General features: G+C 64.4%; 20 protein-coding genes and 1 pseudogene. 4 read left to right on the forward strand and 17 right to left on the reverse strand.

Going from position 1 to position 20660, the window contains the following annotated elements:
• The first annotated feature begins 30 nt into the window (after nt 1-30).
• Both ABIE20_RS00470 and ABIE20_RS00475 read left to right on the forward strand, forming a co-directional pair.
• Entirely contained in the window at nt 31-732 is a 702-nt protein-coding gene (locus tag ABIE20_RS00470; RefSeq protein WP_115086479.1) for a response regulator transcription factor, read from the forward strand.
• A gap of 6 nt (nt 733-738) precedes the next feature.
• A complete protein-coding gene (locus tag ABIE20_RS00475; RefSeq protein WP_429501836.1) occupies nt 739-2037 on the forward strand; it encodes an ATP-binding protein in 1299 nt (432 codons plus the stop codon).
• On the opposite strand, the gene paaZ is transcribed toward ABIE20_RS00475, so the two are convergent.
• The 15 genes and pseudogenes from paaZ to paaF form a co-directional block, all read right to left on the reverse strand.
• The gene (gene paaZ, locus ABIE20_RS00480) at nt 2018-4087 is read right to left on the reverse strand and encodes a phenylacetic acid degradation bifunctional protein PaaZ (protein ID WP_429501837.1); all 2070 of its coding nucleotides are present in this window, start codon (nt 4085-4087) and stop codon (nt 2018-2020) included. The genes ABIE20_RS00475 and paaZ overlap by 20 nt on opposite strands.
• 47 nt (nt 4088-4134) lie before the next feature.
• Nucleotides 4135-4374: an OprD family outer membrane porin gene (locus ABIE20_RS00485; RefSeq protein ID WP_429502374.1), complete on the reverse strand. Its 240-nt coding sequence runs from the start codon at nt 4372-4374 to the stop codon at nt 4135-4137.
• A gap of 15 nt (nt 4375-4389) precedes the next feature.
• Nucleotides 4390-6021 (reverse strand): annotated as a pseudogene (locus ABIE20_RS00490) (cation acetate symporter); the annotation flags it as partial.
• The gene (locus tag ABIE20_RS00495; RefSeq protein ID WP_429501839.1) at nt 5949-6257 is read right to left on the reverse strand and encodes a DUF485 domain-containing protein; all 309 of its coding nucleotides are present in this window, start codon (nt 6255-6257) and stop codon (nt 5949-5951) included. The pseudogene ABIE20_RS00490 and the gene ABIE20_RS00495, both read right to left, overlap by 73 nt.
• A gap of 77 nt (nt 6258-6334) precedes the next feature.
• The gene (gene paaE / locus ABIE20_RS00500) at nt 6335-7411 is read right to left on the reverse strand and encodes a 1,2-phenylacetyl-CoA epoxidase subunit PaaE (protein WP_429501841.1); all 1077 of its coding nucleotides are present in this window, start codon (nt 7409-7411) and stop codon (nt 6335-6337) included.
• Between the two features lie 32 nt (nt 7412-7443).
• Complete coding sequence (gene paaD / locus ABIE20_RS00505) at nt 7444-7977, reverse strand: 1,2-phenylacetyl-CoA epoxidase subunit PaaD (RefSeq protein ID WP_429501843.1); 534 nt, start codon at nt 7975-7977, stop codon at nt 7444-7446.
• Nucleotides 7964-8719: a 1,2-phenylacetyl-CoA epoxidase subunit PaaC gene (paaC, locus tag ABIE20_RS00510; RefSeq protein WP_429501845.1), complete on the reverse strand. Its 756-nt coding sequence runs from the start codon at nt 8717-8719 to the stop codon at nt 7964-7966. Before paaC ends, paaD begins: the two co-directional genes overlap by 14 nt.
• A gap of 1 nt (nt 8720) precedes the next feature.
• Complete coding sequence (gene paaB / locus ABIE20_RS00515) at nt 8721-9002, reverse strand: 1,2-phenylacetyl-CoA epoxidase subunit PaaB (RefSeq protein ID WP_010225256.1); 282 nt, start codon at nt 9000-9002, stop codon at nt 8721-8723.
• A gap of 14 nt (nt 9003-9016) precedes the next feature.
• Nucleotides 9017-10006 (reverse strand): 1,2-phenylacetyl-CoA epoxidase subunit PaaA, encoded by a 990-nt coding sequence (paaA, locus tag ABIE20_RS00520; protein WP_429501847.1) that lies wholly within the window; start codon nt 10004-10006, stop codon nt 9017-9019.
• A 202-nt stretch (nt 10007-10208) separates the two neighbouring features.
• Nucleotides 10209-11519 (reverse strand): phenylacetate--CoA ligase PaaK, encoded by a 1311-nt coding sequence (gene paaK / locus ABIE20_RS00525; RefSeq protein ID WP_429501849.1) that lies wholly within the window; start codon nt 11517-11519, stop codon nt 10209-10211.
• A gap of 65 nt (nt 11520-11584) precedes the next feature.
• Entirely contained in the window at nt 11585-12796 is a 1212-nt protein-coding gene (gene pcaF / locus ABIE20_RS00530; protein WP_429501851.1) for a 3-oxoadipyl-CoA thiolase, read from the reverse strand.
• A complete protein-coding gene (locus ABIE20_RS00535) occupies nt 12793-13092 on the reverse strand; it encodes a hotdog domain-containing protein (protein ID WP_429501852.1) in 300 nt (99 codons plus the stop codon). Before ABIE20_RS00535 ends, pcaF begins: the two co-directional genes overlap by 4 nt.
• Complete coding sequence (paaH, locus tag ABIE20_RS00540) at nt 13085-14602, reverse strand: 3-hydroxyacyl-CoA dehydrogenase PaaH (protein ID WP_429501854.1); 1518 nt, start codon at nt 14600-14602, stop codon at nt 13085-13087. The genes ABIE20_RS00535 and paaH overlap by 8 nt, the downstream gene beginning before the upstream one ends.
• A gap of 2 nt (nt 14603-14604) precedes the next feature.
• Nucleotides 14605-15396: a 2-(1,2-epoxy-1,2-dihydrophenyl)acetyl-CoA isomerase PaaG gene (gene paaG / locus ABIE20_RS00545; protein WP_429501856.1), complete on the reverse strand. Its 792-nt coding sequence runs from the start codon at nt 15394-15396 to the stop codon at nt 14605-14607.
• A 36-nt stretch (nt 15397-15432) separates the two neighbouring features.
• Nucleotides 15433-16203, reverse strand: a complete 771-nt coding sequence (paaF, locus tag ABIE20_RS00550; RefSeq protein WP_429501857.1) for a 2,3-dehydroadipyl-CoA hydratase PaaF — start codon at nt 16201-16203, stop codon at nt 15433-15435.
• 281 nt (nt 16204-16484) lie between these two features.
• Between paaF and ABIE20_RS00555 the strand changes: the two genes are divergently transcribed.
• Nucleotides 16485-17081 carry a phenylacetic acid degradation protein PaaY gene (locus ABIE20_RS00555; protein ID WP_429501859.1) on the forward strand — a complete coding sequence of 199 codons (597 nt, stop codon included), beginning with the start codon at nt 16485-16487 and terminating at the stop codon, nt 17079-17081.
• A 76-nt stretch (nt 17082-17157) separates the two neighbouring features.
• Complete coding sequence (paaX, locus tag ABIE20_RS00560) at nt 17158-18081, forward strand: phenylacetic acid degradation operon negative regulatory protein PaaX (RefSeq protein ID WP_429501861.1); 924 nt, start codon at nt 17158-17160, stop codon at nt 18079-18081.
• Here paaX and ABIE20_RS00565 read toward each other — a convergent pair.
• Complete coding sequence (locus tag ABIE20_RS00565) at nt 18054-18878, reverse strand: DUF4434 domain-containing protein (protein WP_429501863.1); 825 nt, start codon at nt 18876-18878, stop codon at nt 18054-18056. The two genes, paaX and ABIE20_RS00565, sit on opposite strands and share 28 nt — an antisense overlap.
• Nucleotides 18878-20626 carry an NfrA family protein gene (locus tag ABIE20_RS00570; RefSeq protein WP_429501864.1) on the reverse strand — a complete coding sequence of 583 codons (1749 nt, stop codon included), beginning with the start codon at nt 20624-20626 and terminating at the stop codon, nt 18878-18880. The genes ABIE20_RS00565 and ABIE20_RS00570 overlap by 1 nt, the downstream gene beginning before the upstream one ends.
• Nucleotides 20627-20660 lie beyond the last annotated feature (34 nt).

Here is a 20660-nt window from a genome sequence, read left to right on the forward strand (position 1 = left end):
GCCTGACTTTCCCAGCCTGTCAAACTACCCATGCCCAATATCCTCCTGGTCGAAGACGACTGCGCCTTGTCCGAACTGATCGCCAGCTACCTGCAGCGCAACGACTTCAGCGTCAGCGTGATTGCCCGTGGCGATCATGTGCTGGCTGAAGCGCGGCGCAACAAGCCGGACCTGGTGATCCTCGACCTGATGCTGCCCGGGCTCGATGGCCTGCAAGTGTGCCGCTTGCTGCGCGCCGAGTCCCAGGCCCTGCCGATCCTCATGCTGACCGCCCGCGACGACAGCCACGACCAGGTGCTGGGCCTGGAAATGGGCGCCGACGACTACGTGACCAAACCCTGCGAGCCACGGGTGCTGCTGGCCCGGGTGCGGACCTTGCTGCGCCGTAGCTGCATCAACGAGCCGCGCCTTGAAAGCGACCTGATCGTGGTCGGCGGCCTGCGTATCGACCTGGCCGAGCGCAACGTGTTCTGGCGCGAGCAGCCGGTGGAGCTGTCCAGCGGCGAGTTCAACCTGCTGGTGGTGCTGGCGCGCAATGCCGGCGTGGTGCTCAGCCGCGACCGTATCCTCCAGCAATTGCGCGGCATCGAGTTCAACGGCACCGACCGCTCGGTGGACGTGGCGATTTCCAAGCTGCGGCGCAAGTTCGACGACAGCGCCGGCGAAGCGCGCAAGATCAAGACCGTGTGGGGCAAGGGTTATCTGTTCAGTCGGGTCGAGTGGGAGTTCTAGCGGCTCATGCTGAAAATCCTCATCCGCCTGTACCTGATCACCATCGTTGCCTACGCCGGGGCGATCTTCCTGATCCCGGACGCCATCGTTGGCGCCTTTCACCAGCGCTTCATCGCCTATAACCTTGACCAGGCCCGTGGCGTGCAACGCTTGATCGTCAAGCAGTTCGAGCAGTTGCCGAGCACGCAATGGCCGGCAAAGGCCAAGGAACTGGCGGCGGATTTCGCCCCGCTGGAAATAGAGCTGCGCCGCCAGGATCAGATCGGCCTCAGCCATGAGGAACGCGATCGCCTCAAAGCCGGGCAGTTCGTGGTGCGCCTGGGTGATTGGGGCTACTACGAAACGGCCCTGGCGCCACTGGATGACACCTGGCTGGTAGAACTGAGCAACCCGCCCGATCCCATGGACATCAGCCTGCTGTCATGGGGGGTGACGGTGCTGATCGGCGCCGCCTTGCTCGGCTGCCTGCTGTTCTGGGTCTGGCCGCACTGGCGCGACCTCGAACGCCTCAAGGAAACCGCCCGGCGCCTGGGCCAGGGCGAGCTGTCGCAGCGCACGCATATTCCGCCGCGCTCGAACATCGGCGAACTGGCGCAGGTGTTCGACACCATGGCCCAGGACGTCGAGCGCCTGTTGACCCAGCAGCGCGAACTGCTCAATGCCGTCTCCCATGAACTGCGCACGCCGCTGACGCGCCTGGATTTCGGCCTGGTGCTGCTGTTCGACGAGGTACCGGCGAACTGCCGCAAGCGCCTGCTGGAGCTGGTCGGGCATGTGCGCGAGCTGGATGAACTGGTGCTCGAGCTGTTGTCCTACAGCCGCCTGCAGAACGCCGACCAGGCCCGCGAGCGGGTCGAGGTGTCGCTGCTGGAGCTGGTCGACAGCATTCTCGGCAGCTTTGCCGAGGAGCTCGATGGCCGCGGCATCGAATGGCAGGTGCGCGCCGACGACAACCTGCCGCGTTTCATCCTCGACCCGCGCCTGACCGCGCGTGCCTTGCAGAACCTGGTACGCAACGCCATGCGCTACTGCGACGGGCAGATTCTCCTGCGCCTGAGCCTCGACCCCCAGGGCCACTGCCTGCTGACCGTGGAGGACAATGGCATCGGTATCCCCCACGACCAGCGCGAGCTGATCTTCCAGCCGTTCTACCGCCTGGACCGCAGCCGCGACCGCACCACCGGCGGCTTCGGCCTGGGCCTGGCGATCAGCCGCCGGGCCATCGAAGGCCAGGGCGGCACGCTGACGGTAGGGCAGTCGGCGCTTGGCGGCGCGCAGTTCAAGATCAGGTTGCCACGGGGCTGACCTCACGTTTGACCACCAAGGTCAAAATGTCATAACTGGCCACCAGCTCTCCCAACTGGTTGGTCACCTCCACATCCCAGGCCACCACCCCTTGTGGGATGCCTTGCGGGCTGCTCTTGCCCTGGTCGATCTTGCGCTTGCAGGTCAGCCGGGCCTGGATGGTGTCGCCAATGCCCACCGGGTTGATGAAGCGCAGGGTATCCAGGCCGTAGTTGGCCAGTACCGGACCGGGAGCGGCACTGACAAACAGCCCGGCCGCGGCCGACAGCACGAAGTAGCCGTGAGCGATGCGCTTGCCGAACTGCGAGTCCCTGGCGGCGATTTCGTCGAAGTGCATGTAGAAGTGATCGCCCGACAGGCAGCCGAAGTTCACCAGGTCGGCTTCGGTGACGGTACGTCGGTGGGTCAGCAGCGACTCGCCAATGCGCAGGTCCTGGAAGTAACGGCGAAACGGATGCACCTCGGTTTCAATCACCTCGGCGCCGCGCACGTACTCGCCAGTGACCGCCGTGAGCATGCTCGGCGAACCCTGGATCGCCGCCCGTTGCAGGTAGTGCTTGACCGCACGCAGGCCGCCGAGCTCTTCACCGCCGCCGGCACGCCCCGGGCCGCCGTGCTTGAGTTGCGGCAGCGGCGAACCATGGCCGGTGGACTCCGGCGCCGCCTGCGGGTCGAGGATCAGCAGCCGGCCGTGCCAGGCGGCTGCTGCCGGGATGACCTTGGCCGCCACCTGGCGGTCGCAGGTCACCAGGCTGGCGACCAGGCTGCCTTTGCCCCGTGCAGCCAAGGCCAGGGCTTCGTCGAGGTCGTCATAGGCCATCAGGGTGCTGACCGGGCCGAAGGCCTCGATGTCATGGGCGCCGCCTTCGGCATGCGGGTCGCGGGCCTGTAGCAGGGTCGGGGCAAAGAAAGCCCCTTCGCTGACCCCTTCGCCACGCGGGGTGAAACCATCGCTGGCGCCGAACAGCTGGTCGCAGCTTTGCAGCAGGCTGTGCAGCCGTTCACCGACATCGCGTTGCTGCTCATGGGAGGCCAGGGCGCCCATGCGCACGCCCTCGACCGACGGATCGCCCACCACCACCTTGCTCAGGCGCTCACGCAGGGCGCTGGCGACGGCGTCGATGTGCCGGGCCGGGACAATGGCGCGACGGATCGCGGTGCACTTTTGCCCGGCCTTGGTGGTCATTTCGCGGACCACTTCCTTGATGTACAGCTCGAACGCCGGATCGCCCGGCTTGACGTCCGGGCCGAGGATCGCGCAGTTGAGCGAGTCGGCTTCGGCGCTGAAGGGGACCGAGTGACGGATCAGGTTCGGGGTCACGCGCAGTTTTGCCGCGGTGTCGGCGGAGCCGGTAAAGGTCACCAGGTCCTGGCCTTGGAGACGCTCGAGCAGGTCGCCGGTGCTGCCAATCACCAGTTGCAGGCTACCGGCCGGCAGCAGGCCGGATTGCTCCATCAGGCGCACCACCGCTTCGGTCAGGTAGCTGGTGGCGGTAGCGGGCTTGATGATGCAGGGCATGCCGGCCAGGAAGGTCGGGGCGAATTTCTCCAGCATGCCCCAGATCGGGAAGTTGAACGCGTTGATATGCACCGCGAGGCCCGCTCGCGGGACCAGAATATGGCTGCCGACGAACGAGCCCTGTTTGCCCAGGGGGATGGCCGGGCCTTCGTGAAAAATATTGCCCGAGGGCAGCTCCCGCGCACCGATGCCGGCGTAGGCGAACAGCGTGGCGTTGCCGCCTTCGATGTCGATCCAGCTGTCGGCGCGGGTGGCGCCGCTGTGGTGGGAGAGGGCGTAGAGCTGCTCCTTGCGTTCGCTCAAGTACAAGGCCAGGGCCTTGAGGCGGGCCGCGCGTTGTTGGAAGTCCATGGCCATGAGGGCCTGCAGGCCCTGAGCCCGGGCATGCTCGATGGCCTCGGCAAAGTCCGGGCGCTCCTCGTGGCTGTAACCAATGATATGGCCGTCCAGGGCACTGCGCAGCGGCGTGGCGCCGTGTTGGCCGATCCATCGGCCGGCAATGAAGCTTTGCAAGGTAGGGGCAGCAGACATCGGATGTCCTCCGGTTTCAGGTAATCGATTGCAAACGGGTTTGGCGCTTAGCACAGTGCCAGGGTGTAGCCGATGATCAGGCGGTTCTCGTCCAGCGAGCGAAACATGACATTGCGCCCGCGCAGGCTGACGTTTTTCAGCGGGTCGCTCTGGATCACGTAGGTGATATCGGTATCGCGCTTGCGCTCACGGCCGTTGTCGATGGCCCCGGCAACAACGGCTGCAGGGTGCCCGGCAGCGAGGCTGGCTTGAGGCGAACGTGGTTCATTATTTTTATACCCGACAATCGTTTTTTGTTGGTGTCAGTGCTTGCTGGCGCCGGCGGCGCCGATCCCGGTCATGGAGCGAATGAACTGCGCAAGATAACGGCCACGTTCCTCGGTTGCCCGCGCCGAGGTGTCGGTGACCGAGAACAGCCAGGCGCCGAAGAAGGCCAGGCTCATCGAGAACAACGCCGGGTTGCTGTAGGGGAACAACGCCTGCTGGTGATGCAGGACGTTGACCCACACCGCCGGGCTGAGCACCAGCAGGACGATCGCCGAGATCAATCCGCTCATGCTGCCGACCACCGCGCCGCGCGTGGTCAGGCCTTTCCAGAACATCGACAGGAACAGCACGGGGAAGTTGACCGAGGCGGCGATGGCCAGCACCAGGCCGGAGAGGAAGGCAATGTTCTGCGACTCGAACATCAGGCCGAGAATGATCGCAAGCACGCCAATCCCCAAGGTGGCAAGGCGCGAGACTCGCATCTCTTCCTTCTCGCTGGCCTGGCCCTTGCGGATCACGCAGGCATACAGGTCATGGGACACCGCCGAGGCGCCGGACAGCGCCAGGCCGGCGACCACGGCCAGGATCGTGGCGAAGGCCACCGCCGAAATGAAACCGAGGAACAGGTTGCCGCCCACCGCCTGGGCCAGGTGCACCGCGATCATGTTGCCGCCGCCGATGATTGCGCCGCTGGCATCGCGGTAGGCCGGCTCGGTGCCGACCATGACAATGGCGCCAAAGCCGACCACGATCAGCAACAGGTAGAAGTAGCCAATGAAACCGGTGGCATAGAACACGCTTTTGCGCGCTTCCTTGGCGTCACTGACGGTAAAGAAGCGCATGAGGATATGCGGCAGCCCCGCCGTGCCGAACATCATCCCCAGGCCCAGGGATATGGCATCTATCGGGTTGGACAGCAAGCCCCCGGGGGCCATGATCGCCGTGCCTTTGGCGTGCACCGCCGCCGCGCCGGCAAACATCGCCTCGGTGCTGAAGCCGAAATGCTTGAGCACCATGAAGGCCATGAAGCTGGTGCCCGAGAGCAGCAGGACGGCCTTGATGATCTGCACCCAGGTGGTCGCCAGCATGCCGCCGAAGGTCACATAAAAGACCATCAGCACGCCGACCAGCAGCACCGCATTGAAATAGCTGATGCCGAACAGCAGTTCGATCAGCTTGCCGGCACCGACCATCTGCGCCACCAGGTACATCAGCGCCACGGTCAGGGTGCCGAAGGCCGAGGTCAGGCGCACCGGCGTCTGTGCCAGGCGGTAGGACACCACGTCGGCGAAGGTGTATTTACCCAGGTTGCGCAGGCGCTCGGCAATCAGGAACAGGATGATCGGCCAGCCGGCCAGCACCCCCAGGGCATACAGCAGGCCATCGTAGCCATTGAGGAACATCATCGCCGAGATGCCGAGGAAGGAGGCGGCGCTGATCATGTCGCCGGCAATGGCCAGGCCATTCTGAAAGCCGCTCAAGCCACCACCGGCGGTATAGAAGTCACTCGCCGAACGGGTGCGCAGCGCTGCCCAGCGGGTAATGCCAAGGGTGAACAGCACAAACAGCAGGAACATTGCGATCGCGGTCCAGTTCATTGTGCACACTCCCGCTTGACCTTGTGGTTCAAGGGGTCGAGCACGTTGTTGGCGCGATGCACGTAGATCCCGGTAAGGGCAAACGAGGCCAGCACGATCAGCACCCCGACCAGCATGCCGACCGTGGTGACCCCACCGCTCAATGACTGGCCAAGGGTCTCGGGGGAGAACGCCACCAGCAGGACGAAGCCGTAATAGATGCACAGCATGATCAGGGTCAGGACCCCGTTCAGACGCCGTTTTCGTTTGACCAGTTGCTGGAAGTCAGGGTGCTGGCTGATGCTTTCGATGTCATTGGGGGTCATGGCCGTACTCTTGTTTTTTTTGGTTGTTGTCAGGACACGCGAGGTTCCACAGGGAAAGCCTCTTCTGCTCCTTGGGCTTAGAGTTGGTCGAAGTCCAGCACCACCTTGGCGCTGAGTGGATAGCTCTGGCACGACAGCACATAGCCGGCGGCCACTTCGTAGTCTTCAAGGGCGTGGTTGCTGTCCATCTCCACTTCGCCTTCGATGACCTTGCACTTGCAGGTCGAGCACACCCCGGCCTTGCACGAGTAGGGCAGCTCGGCGCCGATGGCATTGCCGGCATCCAGCACGCTCAGGGTGTTGCGCGGCAGGTCGAAGGCCAGCGCGCGGCCGTCGCTGATCACGGTGATCTGGCTGCTCTGCGGGTTCTCGACCCGGGCCGCTTCGCGCTGCTGGCGGCGTTGCTCATTGTCAGCGGCAGTGAACAACTCGAAATGAATCCGTTCAGCTGCCAGGCCATTGGCCTTGAGGCTGTCGCGCACCCTCTCGGTCATGCTCTGTGGCCCGCAGATGAACGCGGCATCCAGGCACGGCGCATCCAGCCAGCGGCTGAACAGCAGGTTGCATTTGTCGGCATCGATACGACCGTTGTAGAGGTCGATGTCCTGTTGCTCGCGGCTGAACACGAAGATCAGGTTCAGGCGTTGCAGGTAGCGGTTCTTCAGGTCTTCGAGCTGCTCGCGAAACAGTGCCGAGGTGCTGGCGCGGTTGCCGTAGAGCAAGGTGAAGCGGCTGTGCGGTTCGTGCTCCAGGGTGGTCTTGATGATCGACAGGATCGGCGTGATACCGCTGCCGGCCGCCACAGCCAGGTAGTTGCCCTGGCGCGCGGGGTTGAGCTGGACATTGAAGCTGCCGGCCGGCGGCATGACCTCGAGTACGTCGCCCGCCGCCAGCACATCGTTGGCAAAGGCCGAGAAGCGCCCGCCGGCGACGCGCTTGACCGCCACCCGTAACTCGCCATCGTTGACCCCGGTGCAAATCGAATAGGAGCGGCGTACTTCTTCGTTGTCCAGCTGGGTACGCATGACCAGGTACTGGCCCTGGACGAAGTGAAACTGTTCGCGCAGGTCATCCGGTACGTCGAACAGGATCGACACCGCATCGCGGGTTTCATTACGCACTTGCTTGACGGTCAGGCTATGGAACTGGCTCATGGTCGTTCTCCATCAGGCGCAGCAATGTGCGCTCAGATGCATTTGAAGTAATCGAAAGGTTCACGGCAGTCGCAGCAGCGATACAGCGCCTTGCAGGCGGTCGAGCCGAACTGGCTGAGCAGTTCGGTATGGCTGCTGCCGCATTGCGGGCAACTGATCAGCGGGCTGTCACCCAGCAGGCTGCGTTTGCTGGCGCTGCCCTGGGGCGCCGCGATGCCGTAGGCCTGCAGGCGTTCACGGCCGCTGGCGCTGATCCAGTCGGTGGTCCAGGCCGGGTACAATTGGCGCTTGAGCCGCGGCGTGACAAAGCCTGCGTCCTCCAGGGCTTGGCAGATGTCCTGCTCGATCACCTCGGTGGCCGGGCAGCCGGAGTAGGTCGGGGTGACCACCACCTGCAGGTGGCCGGTTTGCCAGCTCAGCTCGCGAACGATCCCAAGCTCCACCACGCTGACCACCGGCACTTCCGGGTCCATGACCTGGGCCAGTACCGCCCAGGCCCGGCTCAGGTCGTCGCCGCGCGCCGCCCGGGCGCCGTCATCGCTGGCAATCAGCTCACCAGGTTGCATCGGGGTAGGCTCGTGGCAGGAACTGCATTTCGGCCAGCAACAGGCCCAGGTGCTCGCTGTGAATGCCACGGCGGCTGTCCAGATAGAACGGGCTGGCGGCGGCCGGGACGGGCAGGGTAGCGCTGGCGAACGTGCTGGCCACCTGCTGCTGCCAGGCGGCGGCGATGGCTTGCGGATCACCGATGATGCCGGCCGCGAACAGGCGTTGTTCGAGCGTGTCGCTGTTGACCAGCTCAACGGTGAAGCGCCACACCTGAGGGATGGCAGCCAGCATGCGCTGGTGGCTTTCTTCGGTGCCATCGCCCAGGCGTTCGACCCACTCGCCGGAGCGGCGCAAATGGTAGGTGACCTCTTTCAGCGCCTTAGCGGCTATGCCCTGGATGCGCGGGTCGAGCGACTGGCTCAGTTGCTCAAGCACCTGGAAGTGCCAGGCGTCGTAGAGAAACTGCTTGAGCATGGTCACGGCGAAATCGCCATTGGGCTGCTCGACCAGCAGCAGGTTCCGGTAGTCGCGCTGATCGCGACGAAACACCAGATGATCGGCGTCGCGGCCGTCGTTGCTCATTTCGGCCGCGTAGTCCAGCCAGTTACGGGCCTGGCCGACCAGGTCGAGGCCGACGTTCATCAGCGCCAGTTCTTCTTCCAGCGCCGGTGCATGGCCACACCATTCGCACAGCCGCTGGCCCTGGATCATGGCACTGTCGCCCAGGCGCAACAGGTAGGGGATCAGGTCCTGGGTCATCTTACATATGCCCCACTTCGGCCGGCAGCTCATAGAAGCTGGCGTGGCGGTAGACCTTGTCCTGGGACGGATCGAACAGCGGCTCTTTTTCGTCGGGCGAGGAAGCGATGATCAGCGCCGAGGGCACCACCCACAGGCTGACCCCTTCGTTGCGGCGGGTGTACAACTCGCGGGCGTTCTCGATCGCCATTGTGGCGTCGGCGGCGTGGACGCTACCGACATGCTTGTGGTTCAGGCCGTGCTTGCTGCGCACGAATACTTCAAACAGGGTCCATTCGGACATGACGGGCTCTCCGGTCAGGCGGCGATCTTGTTGTGTTTTTTGCGGGCATGGGCGACGGCGGCGGCGCGGACCCAGGCGCCATCCTCGATGGCCTGGCGTCGGGTGGCGACGCGTTCCTGGTTGCACGGGCCGTTGCCCTTGAGCACTTCGTAGAACTCGTCCCACTGGATTTGGCCGAAGTCGTAATGGCCGCACTCGGCGTTCCACTTCAGGGCCGGGTCCGGGACGATGCAGCCGAGCAGTTCGAGCTGCGGGATGGTTTGGTCGATGAAGCGCTGGCGCAGTTCGTCGTTGCTCTGGCGCTTGATCTTCCAGGCCATTGACTGGGCGCTGTTGGGCGAGTGCTCGTCGCTGGGGCCGAACATCATCAGCGCCGGCCACCAGAGCCGGTTGATGGCGTCCTGGACCATGTCCTTCTGTACCTGGGTGCCGTGGCGCATCATGGTCAGGAGCATTTCGTAGCCCTGGCGCTGGTGGAAGCTCTCTTCCTTGCAGATGCGAATCATCGCCCGCGAGTAAGGGCCGTAGCTGGTGCGCTGCAGCACCACCTGGTTGACGATGGCGGCGCCGTCCACCAGCCAGCCCACCACGCCCATGTCAGCCCAGCTCAGGGTCGGGTAGTTGAAGATGCTCGAGTACTTGGCCTTGCCGTTGTGCAGCTTGGCGATTTCGCTGTCGCGGTCGGCGCCCAGGGTTTCCATGGCGCTGTACAGGTAAAGGCCGTGGCCGGCTTCGTCCTGGATCTTGGCCATCAGCTGCAGCTTGCGCTTGAGGGTCGGGGCGCGGGTTACCCAGTTGCCCTCCGGCAGCATGCCGACGATTTCCGAGTGAGCGTGTTGCGAGATCTGCCGGATCAGGGTCTGGCGGTAGGCGTCGGGCATCCAGTTCTTGGCTTCGATCTTGATTTCGTCATCGATCCGTTGCTGGAACGCGCGCTCGTGCGCGGACATCTCATCCAGGCTCTTGAGGCGCTTGACGCCGGTTTCTACCAGTTGTGCGTACATGGGGTTCTCCAGCCTTTTATGAAGGGGGGCTTTGAGGCTGAAGACAGTTATATGTGATACATGGACAAATATCAAACATAAAAATGTGTATCGAGTTTGTCTTGTGTGTCGCTTTATCCGGACATGAAAAAGCCCCGGCCGTGCGGGGCGTGACCTGCGAAGAGGTTGCGGGTAATGGGCCGCGAGGCGGCCCGCGGCTGTATTACTTGCGCTTGTCGACGACGTGACAGGCCTTGCCTTCCGAGCGCTTGATCGAGTAGGCGGGCTGCAGCACCACTCGCGAGCTGATACCGATATGCGTCTTGATATGCCGGCTCAGCTCGCTGCACAGGTCCTGCTGGCGAGCCGGGTCCAGGTGTTGGTGTTCGCTTTTCAGTTCGACATGCACGTCGACGCTGTCCAGGTTTCCTTTGCGATACAGATGTATTTCATAAGTTTCTGAAAACTGTTTGATTTTAAGCAGCAGTTCCTCGACCTGTGTCGGGAACACGTTCACCCCGCGAATGATCAGCATGTCGTCACTGCGGCCGGTAATCTTGTCGATGCGTCGCATTGGCCGCGCCGTGCCTGGCAGCAGGCGAGTCAGGTCGCGGGTGCGATAGCGGATCATCGGCAGGGCTTCCTTGCTCAGCGAGGTGAACACCAGCTCGCCCAGCTCGCCGTCGGGGAGTACCGCGCCGCTCACCGGATCAATGATCTCGGGGTAGAAGTGGTCCTCCCAGACGGTCGGGCCATCCTTGCTTTCGGCGCACTCCATGGCCACCCCGGGGCCCATGATCTCCGACAGACCGTAAATATCCAGGGCTTCAATGCCCAGGCGTGCCTCCAGGGCGCTGCGCAGTTCCGGGGTCCAGGGTTCGGCGCCAAAAATCCCCAGGCGCAGGGCCAGCGAATGCGGGTCGATGCCCTGGCGCTCGATCTCGTCGGCCAGGTTGAGCATGTACGAGGGGGTGACCATGATGATGTCGGGCTGGAAGTCGCGAATCAGCTGCACCTGTTTTTCAGTCTGGCCGCCGGACATGGGGATCACCGTGCAACCCAGGCGCTCGGCGCCATAGTGCGCCCCCAGCCCGCCGGTAAACAGGCCGTATCCGTAGGCAACATGGACCTTGTCGCCACGCCGCCCGCCGGCGGCGCGAATCGAGCGGGCGACGACATTGGCCCAGGTGTCGATGTCGTTCTGGGTATAGCCGACCACGGTCGGCTTGCCAGTAGTGCCGCTTGAGGCATGCAGGCGCACCACATCGTGCAGTGGTACGGCAAACAGGCCATAGGGGTAGTTGTCGCGCAGGTCGGCTTTACAGGTAAAGGGAAAACGCGCCAGGTCGTCGAGCGAGCGGATGTCATCAGGGTGCACGCGCAGCTCATCGAAACGTTGCCGGTACATGGGCACGTTCTGGTAGGCATGGCTCAGGCTCCAGCGCAGGCGTTGCAGTTGATGCTGGCGCAGTTCGTCGATACTGGCGGTTTCCAGCGGGTCGAGCACGGGGGCATTGGGGATCTGCATGTTCATGGCTTCACTCTAATTGTTGTTTGTAGCCGTCTTGCGTGGCTTGAGTGTGGATCTTTGATACGGCTTCAGTCCTCCAGGCACTCGATAATCAAGGCAATGCCCTGGCCGACGCCGATGCACATGGTGCACAGGGCATAACGCGCCTGGCGTTGCTCCAGTTCATGTAGCGCCGTGGTCACCAGGCGGGCACCGCTCATGCCCAGCGGATGCCCCAGGGCAATGGCGCCGCCGTTGGGGTTGACCCGCGGGTCGTCGTCGGCAAGCCCCAGCTCGCGCAGAACTGCCAGGCCCTGGGCGGCGAACGCTTCGTTGAGCTCGATAACCTCCATGTCGGCCAGGCTCAACCCGGCGAGGGCCAACGCCTTGCGTGTCGCCGGCACCGGGCCGATGCCCATGATCCGTGGTTCGACCCCGGCCGTGGCCATCGCCAGTACCCGTCCGCGGGCTTTGAGAGCAAAACGCTCGGCCTGTTCGCGGCTGGCCAGCAGCAGGGCGCAAGCCCCGTCATTCAGGCCTGAAGCATTACCGGCTGTCACCGTGCCGTTGTCCCGAAATGGCGTAGGCAGTTTCTGTAATTGCGCGAGGGTTGTTTCTGCGCGGGGGTGTTCATCATGCACGACCACGTGTGCCGGCCCTTTGCGCTGGGCGATGGTCACCGGCACGATCTCCCTGGCTAGGCGTCCGCTGGCCTGGGCCGCTGCGGCGCGCTGCTGGCTGCGCAGGGCAAAGGCATCCTGATCGGCCCGGGAAATGTTGAACTGCGCGGCAACGTTCTCGGCCGTTTCCGGCATGGAATCGATACCGTACTGCTGTTGCATCAGCGGGTTGACGAAGCGCCAGCCCAGGGTGGTGTCATGCAGTTCAGCCTGGCGGGAAAACGCCTGTTCGGCCTTGGCCATGACCAGTGGCGCCCGTGACATCGACTCGACGCCCCCTACCAGCAGCAGCCCGGCCTCACCGCAGCGGATGGCGCGGGCGCCGCTACCGATTGCATCCAGCCCCGAACCGCACAGGCGGTTGACGGTGGTGCCGGGTACGCTGGGCGGCAGGCCGGCCAGTAACGCCGACATGCGCGCGACGTTGCGGTTGTCTTCGCCGGCCTGGTTGGCGCAGCCATAGATCACATCGTCGACGGCGCTCCAGTCAACCTGCGGGTGGCGTTGGCACAGGGCGCGCAAGGGCAGGGCACCGAGGTCATCTGCACGCAGGCTGCTCAGGGCGCCGGCGTAACGGCCGATCGGGGTGCGCAAGGCGTCAATTATCAGGGCGTCGGTCATGCTTGGGGCTCCTCGGGCAACACAGTGCCGCGTACTTTGTAGGGCTTGCCGTGAAACAGGGCGATCAACTGGCCCCGTGGGTTCTCGATGCGTACGGCATAGTTGCCGGTACGTCCGCTGCGGCTTTGCTCGCGGCAGGTGGCGGTGAGGGTGTCGTCCAGGTGCGCCGGGGTGACGTAGTCGATACCGCAGCCGGGGCCAGCGGCCAGCAGGCGCATGCCCATGCCCTGGCTGGCCGGGTCGCGTTCGAACAGCGCCTGGGCGCAGCGGCTGGCGAGGTCCAATCGTTCATTCATGAAAGCAGGCTCCTTCGGCCAGCAGCCGACGCAAGTGCAGGGAGGGGCGGTAGCGTTCTTCACCGTAGGCGGCTTGCAGGTTGCTCAGCACCTGCACCGTGTAGTCGATGCCCAGGGCGTCGGCCCAGGCCAGTGGGCCGCAGGGGTAATTGACCCCGGCGCACATCGCCAGGTCGATATCTGCGGCCGAAGCCACCCCGTGCAACAGGGCGTCGGCGCCTTCGTTGGCCAGGCAGACCACGGTGCGCAGCACGCACAGGGCCGGACTGTCGCGCAGAGCGGTTGGCGCAATGCCGGCGGCATTGAGCAGCGCCACCACCTGGTCGATGGCGGCGGGCGAGGTGTCGGCTGCCCAGCTGATGCCCAGGCGCCTGGCGCTGGCGTAGTCGAGTGCCAGATCGAGCAGGACCAGGTTGCTCAGGCCCTCATCCCTGGCCCGTTGGCTGGCCAGGCGGCCATCGCTCAGGGCCAGTGTCGCCTGGCCAATGCGCAACAGGCCGTTGCCAGGGCGGTGGCTGAGCGCCAGGCCTGCGCTGCTCAGGCGCTCAAGCAAGGGCGCGAGCAAGCCAGGCTCGCCCTCGACGAACAGGGTGTCGGGCACGGCCTGGCTTTCCAGGCTCAGCGGTTGCGGGCGCGGTGCGTGTTGGTGATAGTCATAGAAGCCCCGGCCGCTCTTGCGCCCCAGGTACCCGGCGTCGACCAGCGCCTTTTGTACCAGCGACGGCGTAAACCGCCGGTCCTGGTAGTAGGCGTCGAATACCGAACAGGTCACGGCGTAGTTGACGTCGTGGCCGATCAGGTCGGTCAGTTCGAAGGCGCCCATGGCAAAGCCGCCCGCTTCGCGCAGCAAGGCATCGAGGCTGGCGCAATCGCTCACCTGCTCCTGGAGCAGTCGCAGGCTTTCGGCGTAGAACGGGCGCGCGACCCGGTTGACGATAAAGCCCGGGCTGGAGCGCGTCAGCACCGGCTGCTTGCCCCAGGCCAGGGCGGTGTCCTTGATGCACTCGGCGATCTGGCCGGCGGTGGCCAGCCCGCTGACCACTTCGACCAGGGCCATGACCGGCGCCGGATTGAAAAAGTGCATGCCCACCAGCCGTTGCGGGTGCGCAAGGCCGGCAGCCAGTTGCGTGATCGAGATTGACGAGGTGTTGCTGGCCAGGATGCAGTCGCTGCGGCACAGCGACTCCAATTGGCCTAGCAACTCACGTTTGACCTCAAGCTTCTCGACGATGGCCTCGATCACCAAGCCCGCGTCGGCCAACTCGTCCAGCTGCGCGGCGGGCCGCAGGCGAGTCAGGCATTCGGCCCGGGCGCTGGCGGCGAGCTTGCCGTTGGCCACGCGTTTGACCAGGTGCTGGTCGATGGCCGCAATGGCCTGGGCGGCGGCGCCGGGGCGGCTGTCGTACAACTGCACCCGGTGCCCGGCCTGGGCCGCCACCTGGGCGATACCGGCACCCATGGCCCCGGCGCCGATCACCGCGACCATGACGTTGTGACTTAGGGCAGTCATGCTCAACGCCCTTTGAACTGGGCGGTACGCTTGGCCATGAAGGCACTGACGCCTTCGCGATAGTCCTCGCTGCGCCCGGCCAGGCGTTGCAGGTCGCGCTCCAGGGTCAGTTGCTGTTCGAAGCTGTTGTCCAGGCTTGCATGCAGGCTGCGCTTGATCAGGCCCAGGCCGTAGGTGGGCTGGGTGGCCAGGTGGCGGGCCAGCTTGATTGCCTCGTCGCGCAGTTCAGCATCCTCGACGCAGCGGTAGATCAAGCCCCATTGCTCGGCTTGTTCGGCACTCAGCCGCTCGCCGAGCATGGCCAGGGCTTTGGCCCGGGCCATGCCGACCAGCCGTGGCAAGGCGTAGGTGCCGCCCGAATCGGGGATCAGGCCGATCTTGCAGAACGCCTGGATAAAGCTGGCCGAGCGAGCAGCCAGCACCAGGTCGCAGGCCAGCGGTATGTTCGCGCCAGCACCTGCGGCGACGCCGTTGACGGCACAGATGACCGGGATCGGCAGGTCGCGCAGGGTGTGAACCAGCGGGTTGTAGTAGCGCTCGATGGATTTGCCCAGGTCGGGGCCCTCGGCACCGGGGGCGACATTGCGATCGGCAAGGTCCTGGCCGGCGCAAAAACCGCGGCCTTCGGCGGTCAGCAACAGGACCCGTACGTCATTGCTGCGGCGTACCAGGCGCAGCGCCTCCTGAACCTCTTCATGCATGCGGCCGTTGAAGCTGTTCAGTTGCTCGGGACGATTGAGGCTGAGCAGGGCGACGCCTGCATCGATGGAAAACAGGATGTGCTCGAAACTCATGTTATCTGCCTATGGTTGCAGGTCAATCGAAGGGGCTTATTTGCCGCAGAAGCTGGCGCGGCGTTTTTCCTGGAAGGCACGGATGCCCTCGTTGCGGTCGGCGGTGCCGGCCAGCAGGGTGAAAGCGTGGCGTTCAAAGCGCAGGCCGCTGGCCAGGTCCAGATCCTGGGCCTTGAGCAGTGCCTCCTTGGCCAGGCGCAGGGCCAGCGGTGCTTTGCTGGCAATGCGCTGGGCTATCTGCAAGGCGCGCTCGACCGTCAGCTCCGGCGGGGTGACTTCACTGACCAGGCCGGCCTCGAGGGCGCGCCTGGCACTGATCGGCTCACCGCTGAGGACCATCTGCATGGCTAGCGACTTGCCCACTGCCCGCAGCAGGCGCTGGGTGCCTCCGGCCCCGGGCATAATGCCGAGGTTGATTTCCGGCTGGCCGAACTGGGCGTTCTCGCCAGCAATCAGGATGTCGGCGTGCATCGCCAGTTCGCAGCCGGCGCCCAGGGCGTAGCCATTGACGGCAGCAATCAGAGGCTTGGCGAACTGAGTGATGGTTTGCCAGTGCGCCTGACGCGGATCGTTGAGCATGCCGACCAGGTCGCGCCCGGCCATTTCGTTGAGGTCGGCGCCTGCGGCAAAGGCCTTGCGGCTGCCGGTCAGGACCACGGCGCCAATGCTGTCGTCGCTGGCGCAGCGCTGCAGTTGCGCGGCGAGCTCGGCCAGCAGTTCACTGGTCAATGCATTGAGTGCTTGTGGGCGCTGCAGGGTGATCAGGCAAACCGCCTGGTGGGTGTGCACGGCAAGGGTATGCGGCATGGCGAAGGTCTCGCAGGGCGGTCGGGCGTCAAGGCCGGGATTTTTATTGGGCGGGCGTGAGCCGTTTCGTCAAAGTATAGGCATGACGCGATACGAAAAAACAACATAAAAAATAACAATGCGTGTCTAATTGTTTGTGGCTTTATGCCTGTGGTGTGGCCAAATCCAACAAATAGCAGAGAGATATGGGAGTGGATGCACTGATGGTGACATGGTAAAACGATACATAAAATGATATTGATGACAGGTGATTTCAGTTAAATACTGCGAGGAGATTCGCCATGCCCTGCTACAGTCTCGATGGCCTCACGCCGGTGGTCGACCCCAGTGCCTATGTACACCCGAGCGCCGTATTGATCGGCGACGTGATTGTCGGCCCGCGGTGCTACATCGGTCCCTTGGCCAGCTTGCGCGGTGATTTCGGCAGGATCGTGCTGGAGGAGGGCGCCAACCTGCAGGACACCTGTGTCATGCATGGTTTCCCCGACAGTGATACGGTGATCGAGCGCGACGGCCATATCGGTCACGGCGCGGTGTTGCATGGCTGCCGTGTAGGCGCTGATGCGCTGATCGGTATCAATGCCGTGGTCCTGGACTACGCGCGCATCGGCGCGCGTTCGATCGTCTCGGCTGGCGCCCTGGTCAAGGCGCGCTTCACCTGCGCCGAGCAATCGCTGGTGGTCGGTTCGCCAGCCCGGGTTACCCGGCGCTTGAGCGATGAGGAAGTGGCCTGGAAGCAAGCCGGCACCCGCGAATACCAACTCCTCGGCCAGCGCTGCATCAGCCTGGTGGAGTGCGCGCCGTTGTCGGCTGTCGAAGCCGACCGGCCACGGATCAGCCTCAGCGAGCATCGCCCCAAGGCTGCCAGCAGCACCTGAAACCTTCGGGCAACAGGGCCGGCGTAGTCTTGAGCTGGGCGGCGGGGTATATTTCAACTTTTTCGATGGACCGTCTATGTCGTCCCTGACACCGCTCAATCAGCTGATCAACCGTTTTCAGCAACAGACACCCATACGGGCCAGCTCGCTGATCATTACCTTGTATGGCGATGCCATCGAGCCCCATGGTGGCACCGTGTGGCTGGGCAGCCTGATTCAGTTGCTCGAGCCCATGGGCATCAACGAGCGGCTGATCCGTACCTCGATCTTTCGCCTGAGCAAAGAAAACTGGCTGACCGCAGAGAAGGTTGGCAGGCGCAGCTATTACAGCCTGACCGGCACCGGCCGGCGGCGTTTCGACAAGGCTTTCAAGCGTGTGTACAGCGCCAATCTGTCGGTCTGGGATGGCTCATGGTGCCTGGCGATGCTGACCCAACTGCCTGCCGACAAGCGCAAGCAGGTGCGCGAAGAGCTCGAATGGCAGGGGTTTGGCGCGATTGCCCCCACGGTACTGGCCTCGCCGCGTTTTGACCGCGGCGATGTCAATGCCACGTTGCTGGAGCTTGGCGTGCAGGAAGACACCATCCTGTTCGAGACCACCACCCAGGATGTACTGGCCTCGCGGGCGTTGCGCATGCAGGTGCGCGAAAGCTGGAACCTTGAGGAGCTGGCGGCCCATTACAGCGAGTTCATCCAGCTGTTTCGGCCGCTCTGGCAGAGCCTGCGCGAGCAACCCACGCTCGATCCTCAGGACTGCTTCCTGGCCCGTATCCTGTTGATTCACGAGTACCGCAAGCTGTTGCTACGTGACCCGCAGCTCCCCGAGGAGCTGCTTCCGGGGGACTGGGAAGGCCGCGCAGCCCGGCAATTGTGCCGCAACCTGTACCGGCTGATCGTCGCCCCGGCCGAGCAATGGCTGGAAAGCGCGATGGAAACCGCCGACGGGCCGCTGCCGGATGCCGGCGAGAACTTCTACAAGCGCTTTGGCGGCTTGACCTGATCCGTTAATACCGCCCGTGGATGGCAAGCGCTGCGCAGCTTCGGTTGCACCGCCACGGCCCTGACGGGCTGGCCTGCTGCGTGGGGCTGGCGAAAGGCTTCATTGACGATGCCGATGCTGCAGGGCAGGGCATCTGCGTAGCGCTGGCGCACCAGCGGCGCCAGGCGTCGAGTGCCGTGCCCGTCATGCCACCAGACCTGCAGTTGAAGGCTGGCCAGTTGTTCGAGCCAGCGGGCATTGACCGCCGGGCTCAGGCGCCCGGCGCTGAATGCGCTGATATGCAGTGGTGCATCCAGGCGGCGGCTGAAGGCCTGCAATTGGGTGTAAAGCGCCTGGCGGCGATCGGCGCTGTGAAAGTGCAGGTCGTCCAGCGTCATCGGTAGGTACCAGCCGGCCACCGGCAACTGCCAGTCGTGGCGTAGCGTGCGCTGCTGGGCCAGGGCGTTGCCCAGCTGGGTTTGCCAGTAAGCCATAAGGCCGACGCCGTCCGGTTCGCCGATGCGCTGGTCGTAGTCTGCGTCCCGGTACAGCCCCAGCACCAACTGCAGGCCTTGTTCGTGGGCCAGACGCAGGCTGTTGGCCAGCCAGCCCTGGGCGCCACCGAAGTCGTTGGCGCCGTAGGCGCTCCATTGCACGATCAGGGTCTTGCCGCCCTGGGCCGTAGCGGCTTCCCACAGCGTGCGCCATTGCGCCTGGCTCAACTGCGCGTCGCGCTCCAGCGGTTGGTAGAACAGGTGTTCGTCAGCCGTTGCCGCCAGGCTCAGGGCGAACAGCAGCACAGCGATCAAGCGGCGCATCAAAGGGTCAACTCCGCACCCAGCAACAGGCCGTTGGCATGTTCATAAAGATTGCCGCCCAGCGACTGCTGGTATTCGGCGCGTACTTTCAGCGAACCGCGGTAGGCGTTGTAGCGGTCATCGTCGAACCACCACTGCCAGCGCAGGCCCAGGCCGGTGCGCAGGTCCTGGCGCCAGTCGTTGCTCGGGTCCTGGCTTGAGAACTCGAGAAAGCCGTAAGGCATGAGGGTTTGTGCGGCGTAGCCGGGCAGCTTCCAGGTGTGCCCGCGCTGGTAGCGCGACAGCCATTGGCGATCGCCTGCGCGGGTCCACCAGGCGGCATCGTGGTAAAGGAAGCGCTCGTCCCACTGCTCCTCGTCAGCCCGCCAGTCGTTGCGCCATTTGCCCTGGTCAAGGAACGAGGCGGTTGCGCGCAGCAGCAGGTCGTTGCTCGTTTGGGCATGGCCGCGCAGGTCGCCATAGTTGTCGCTCTGGCGCTGGTGATAAAGCTCGCTGTACAGGTTGATGTTGCGGCTACCGAAAGGCTTGTAGCGCAGGCCGACGCCGGTGCCCATGGTTTGCCCGTAGTCGCTGCGGCCAGTGCCGGCGAACAGCACCCGGGCATAGACCGACAACGTCCTGCCGTTGCGGCTCGGCTCCTCGCCCAGGGCGTGATCCCACATCGCCATTTGCACGTTCTGCGAGGTGCCACGGCGGTCTTTACGGTCATCGCGGACGTTGTCGTTGGTCGGTGTGCCGGCGGGTGCCCAGGTGCTTGCCAGAGTAATACTGTCGCGCCGCGACAATGCCTCGTGAACCCGGCGCTGATGGTACGTGCGCGCTGGCAGGCTGCCGAACACCTGGTCACCGTCGACCAGTTCCTGCGCGACATCCAGTACCCGGCGCAGCGCCTTGCGTGCAGCGCCGTTGTTTTCCACTTCGACATAACGCCAGGCCAGGGCTTCGCCGATCCGGTAGTCCTCGGGGAAGGCGCGGTTGGCACGCTCAAGGTAGGGGATCGAGCGGGCTCGGGTCGCTTGATCCTCGGAGCCTGCCAGACGCATGCCGTAGTCGGCGCTGTAGCGCGGCTGCTGCGGTGCCAGGCGCACGGCTTCGGCGAGCCAGGCGGTGCTCTGGCGCAGGTGGCCATATTGCGCTGCGGTTACCGCTGCGGCGTAGTAACGATCGGCGCGCGGCTGGAGTTTGAGGACCTGGCGCTGGTAATCCATGGCATCCTGCTCCTGGAGTTCGCGTTGGGCGATGGCGGCGCCTAGCGCCCAGTCATCGGCCGTTACAGGCGTTGCCTGCTTCCAGTAGGTGTTTGCCAGGTAAGCGTTGTCGGCATTCAGCGCACTGCGCGCCGCAGCAAGGCGGGCGCTGGCGGTCCACTCGCTGTCGGCCAGGCTCTTCCAGATCGCCAAAGCAGCAATGGAATCACCCGAGGCTTCCAGGGCTTGGGCCAACGGCAGGCGGCTGCCGCTGTCACCAAGGTCTTCGGCGGCCTGGTAGTAGGCCACCGCTTCACCGGGGCGCTCGGGCATGGCGCAGTCGCCCAGGGCGCGCAACTGGCTGATGTCGACAGGGTAAGCGGGCGCCGTCTGACGCAGGTGCTCGCACGGGCCGCTGTCGGCCAGGCTGGGCGCGGCGTAAAACCACAGCAGGACGCTGGCCAGTTGCATCGGCCCACGCAGGTGCTGGTTGACAAAGTGATGACTGACCCGCTTTGGTAGCGCGGCATCGTCTTGATGCATGTCGAGAACCGCGAGCATGAGCCGGGTCTCCTCCTTCTGCCAAGGGGCTGGG

This window comes from Pseudomonas sp. 2835 (genome assembly GCF_050435905.1).
In the GTDB taxonomy this organism is placed as follows: domain Bacteria; phylum Pseudomonadota; class Gammaproteobacteria; order Pseudomonadales; family Pseudomonadaceae; genus Aquipseudomonas.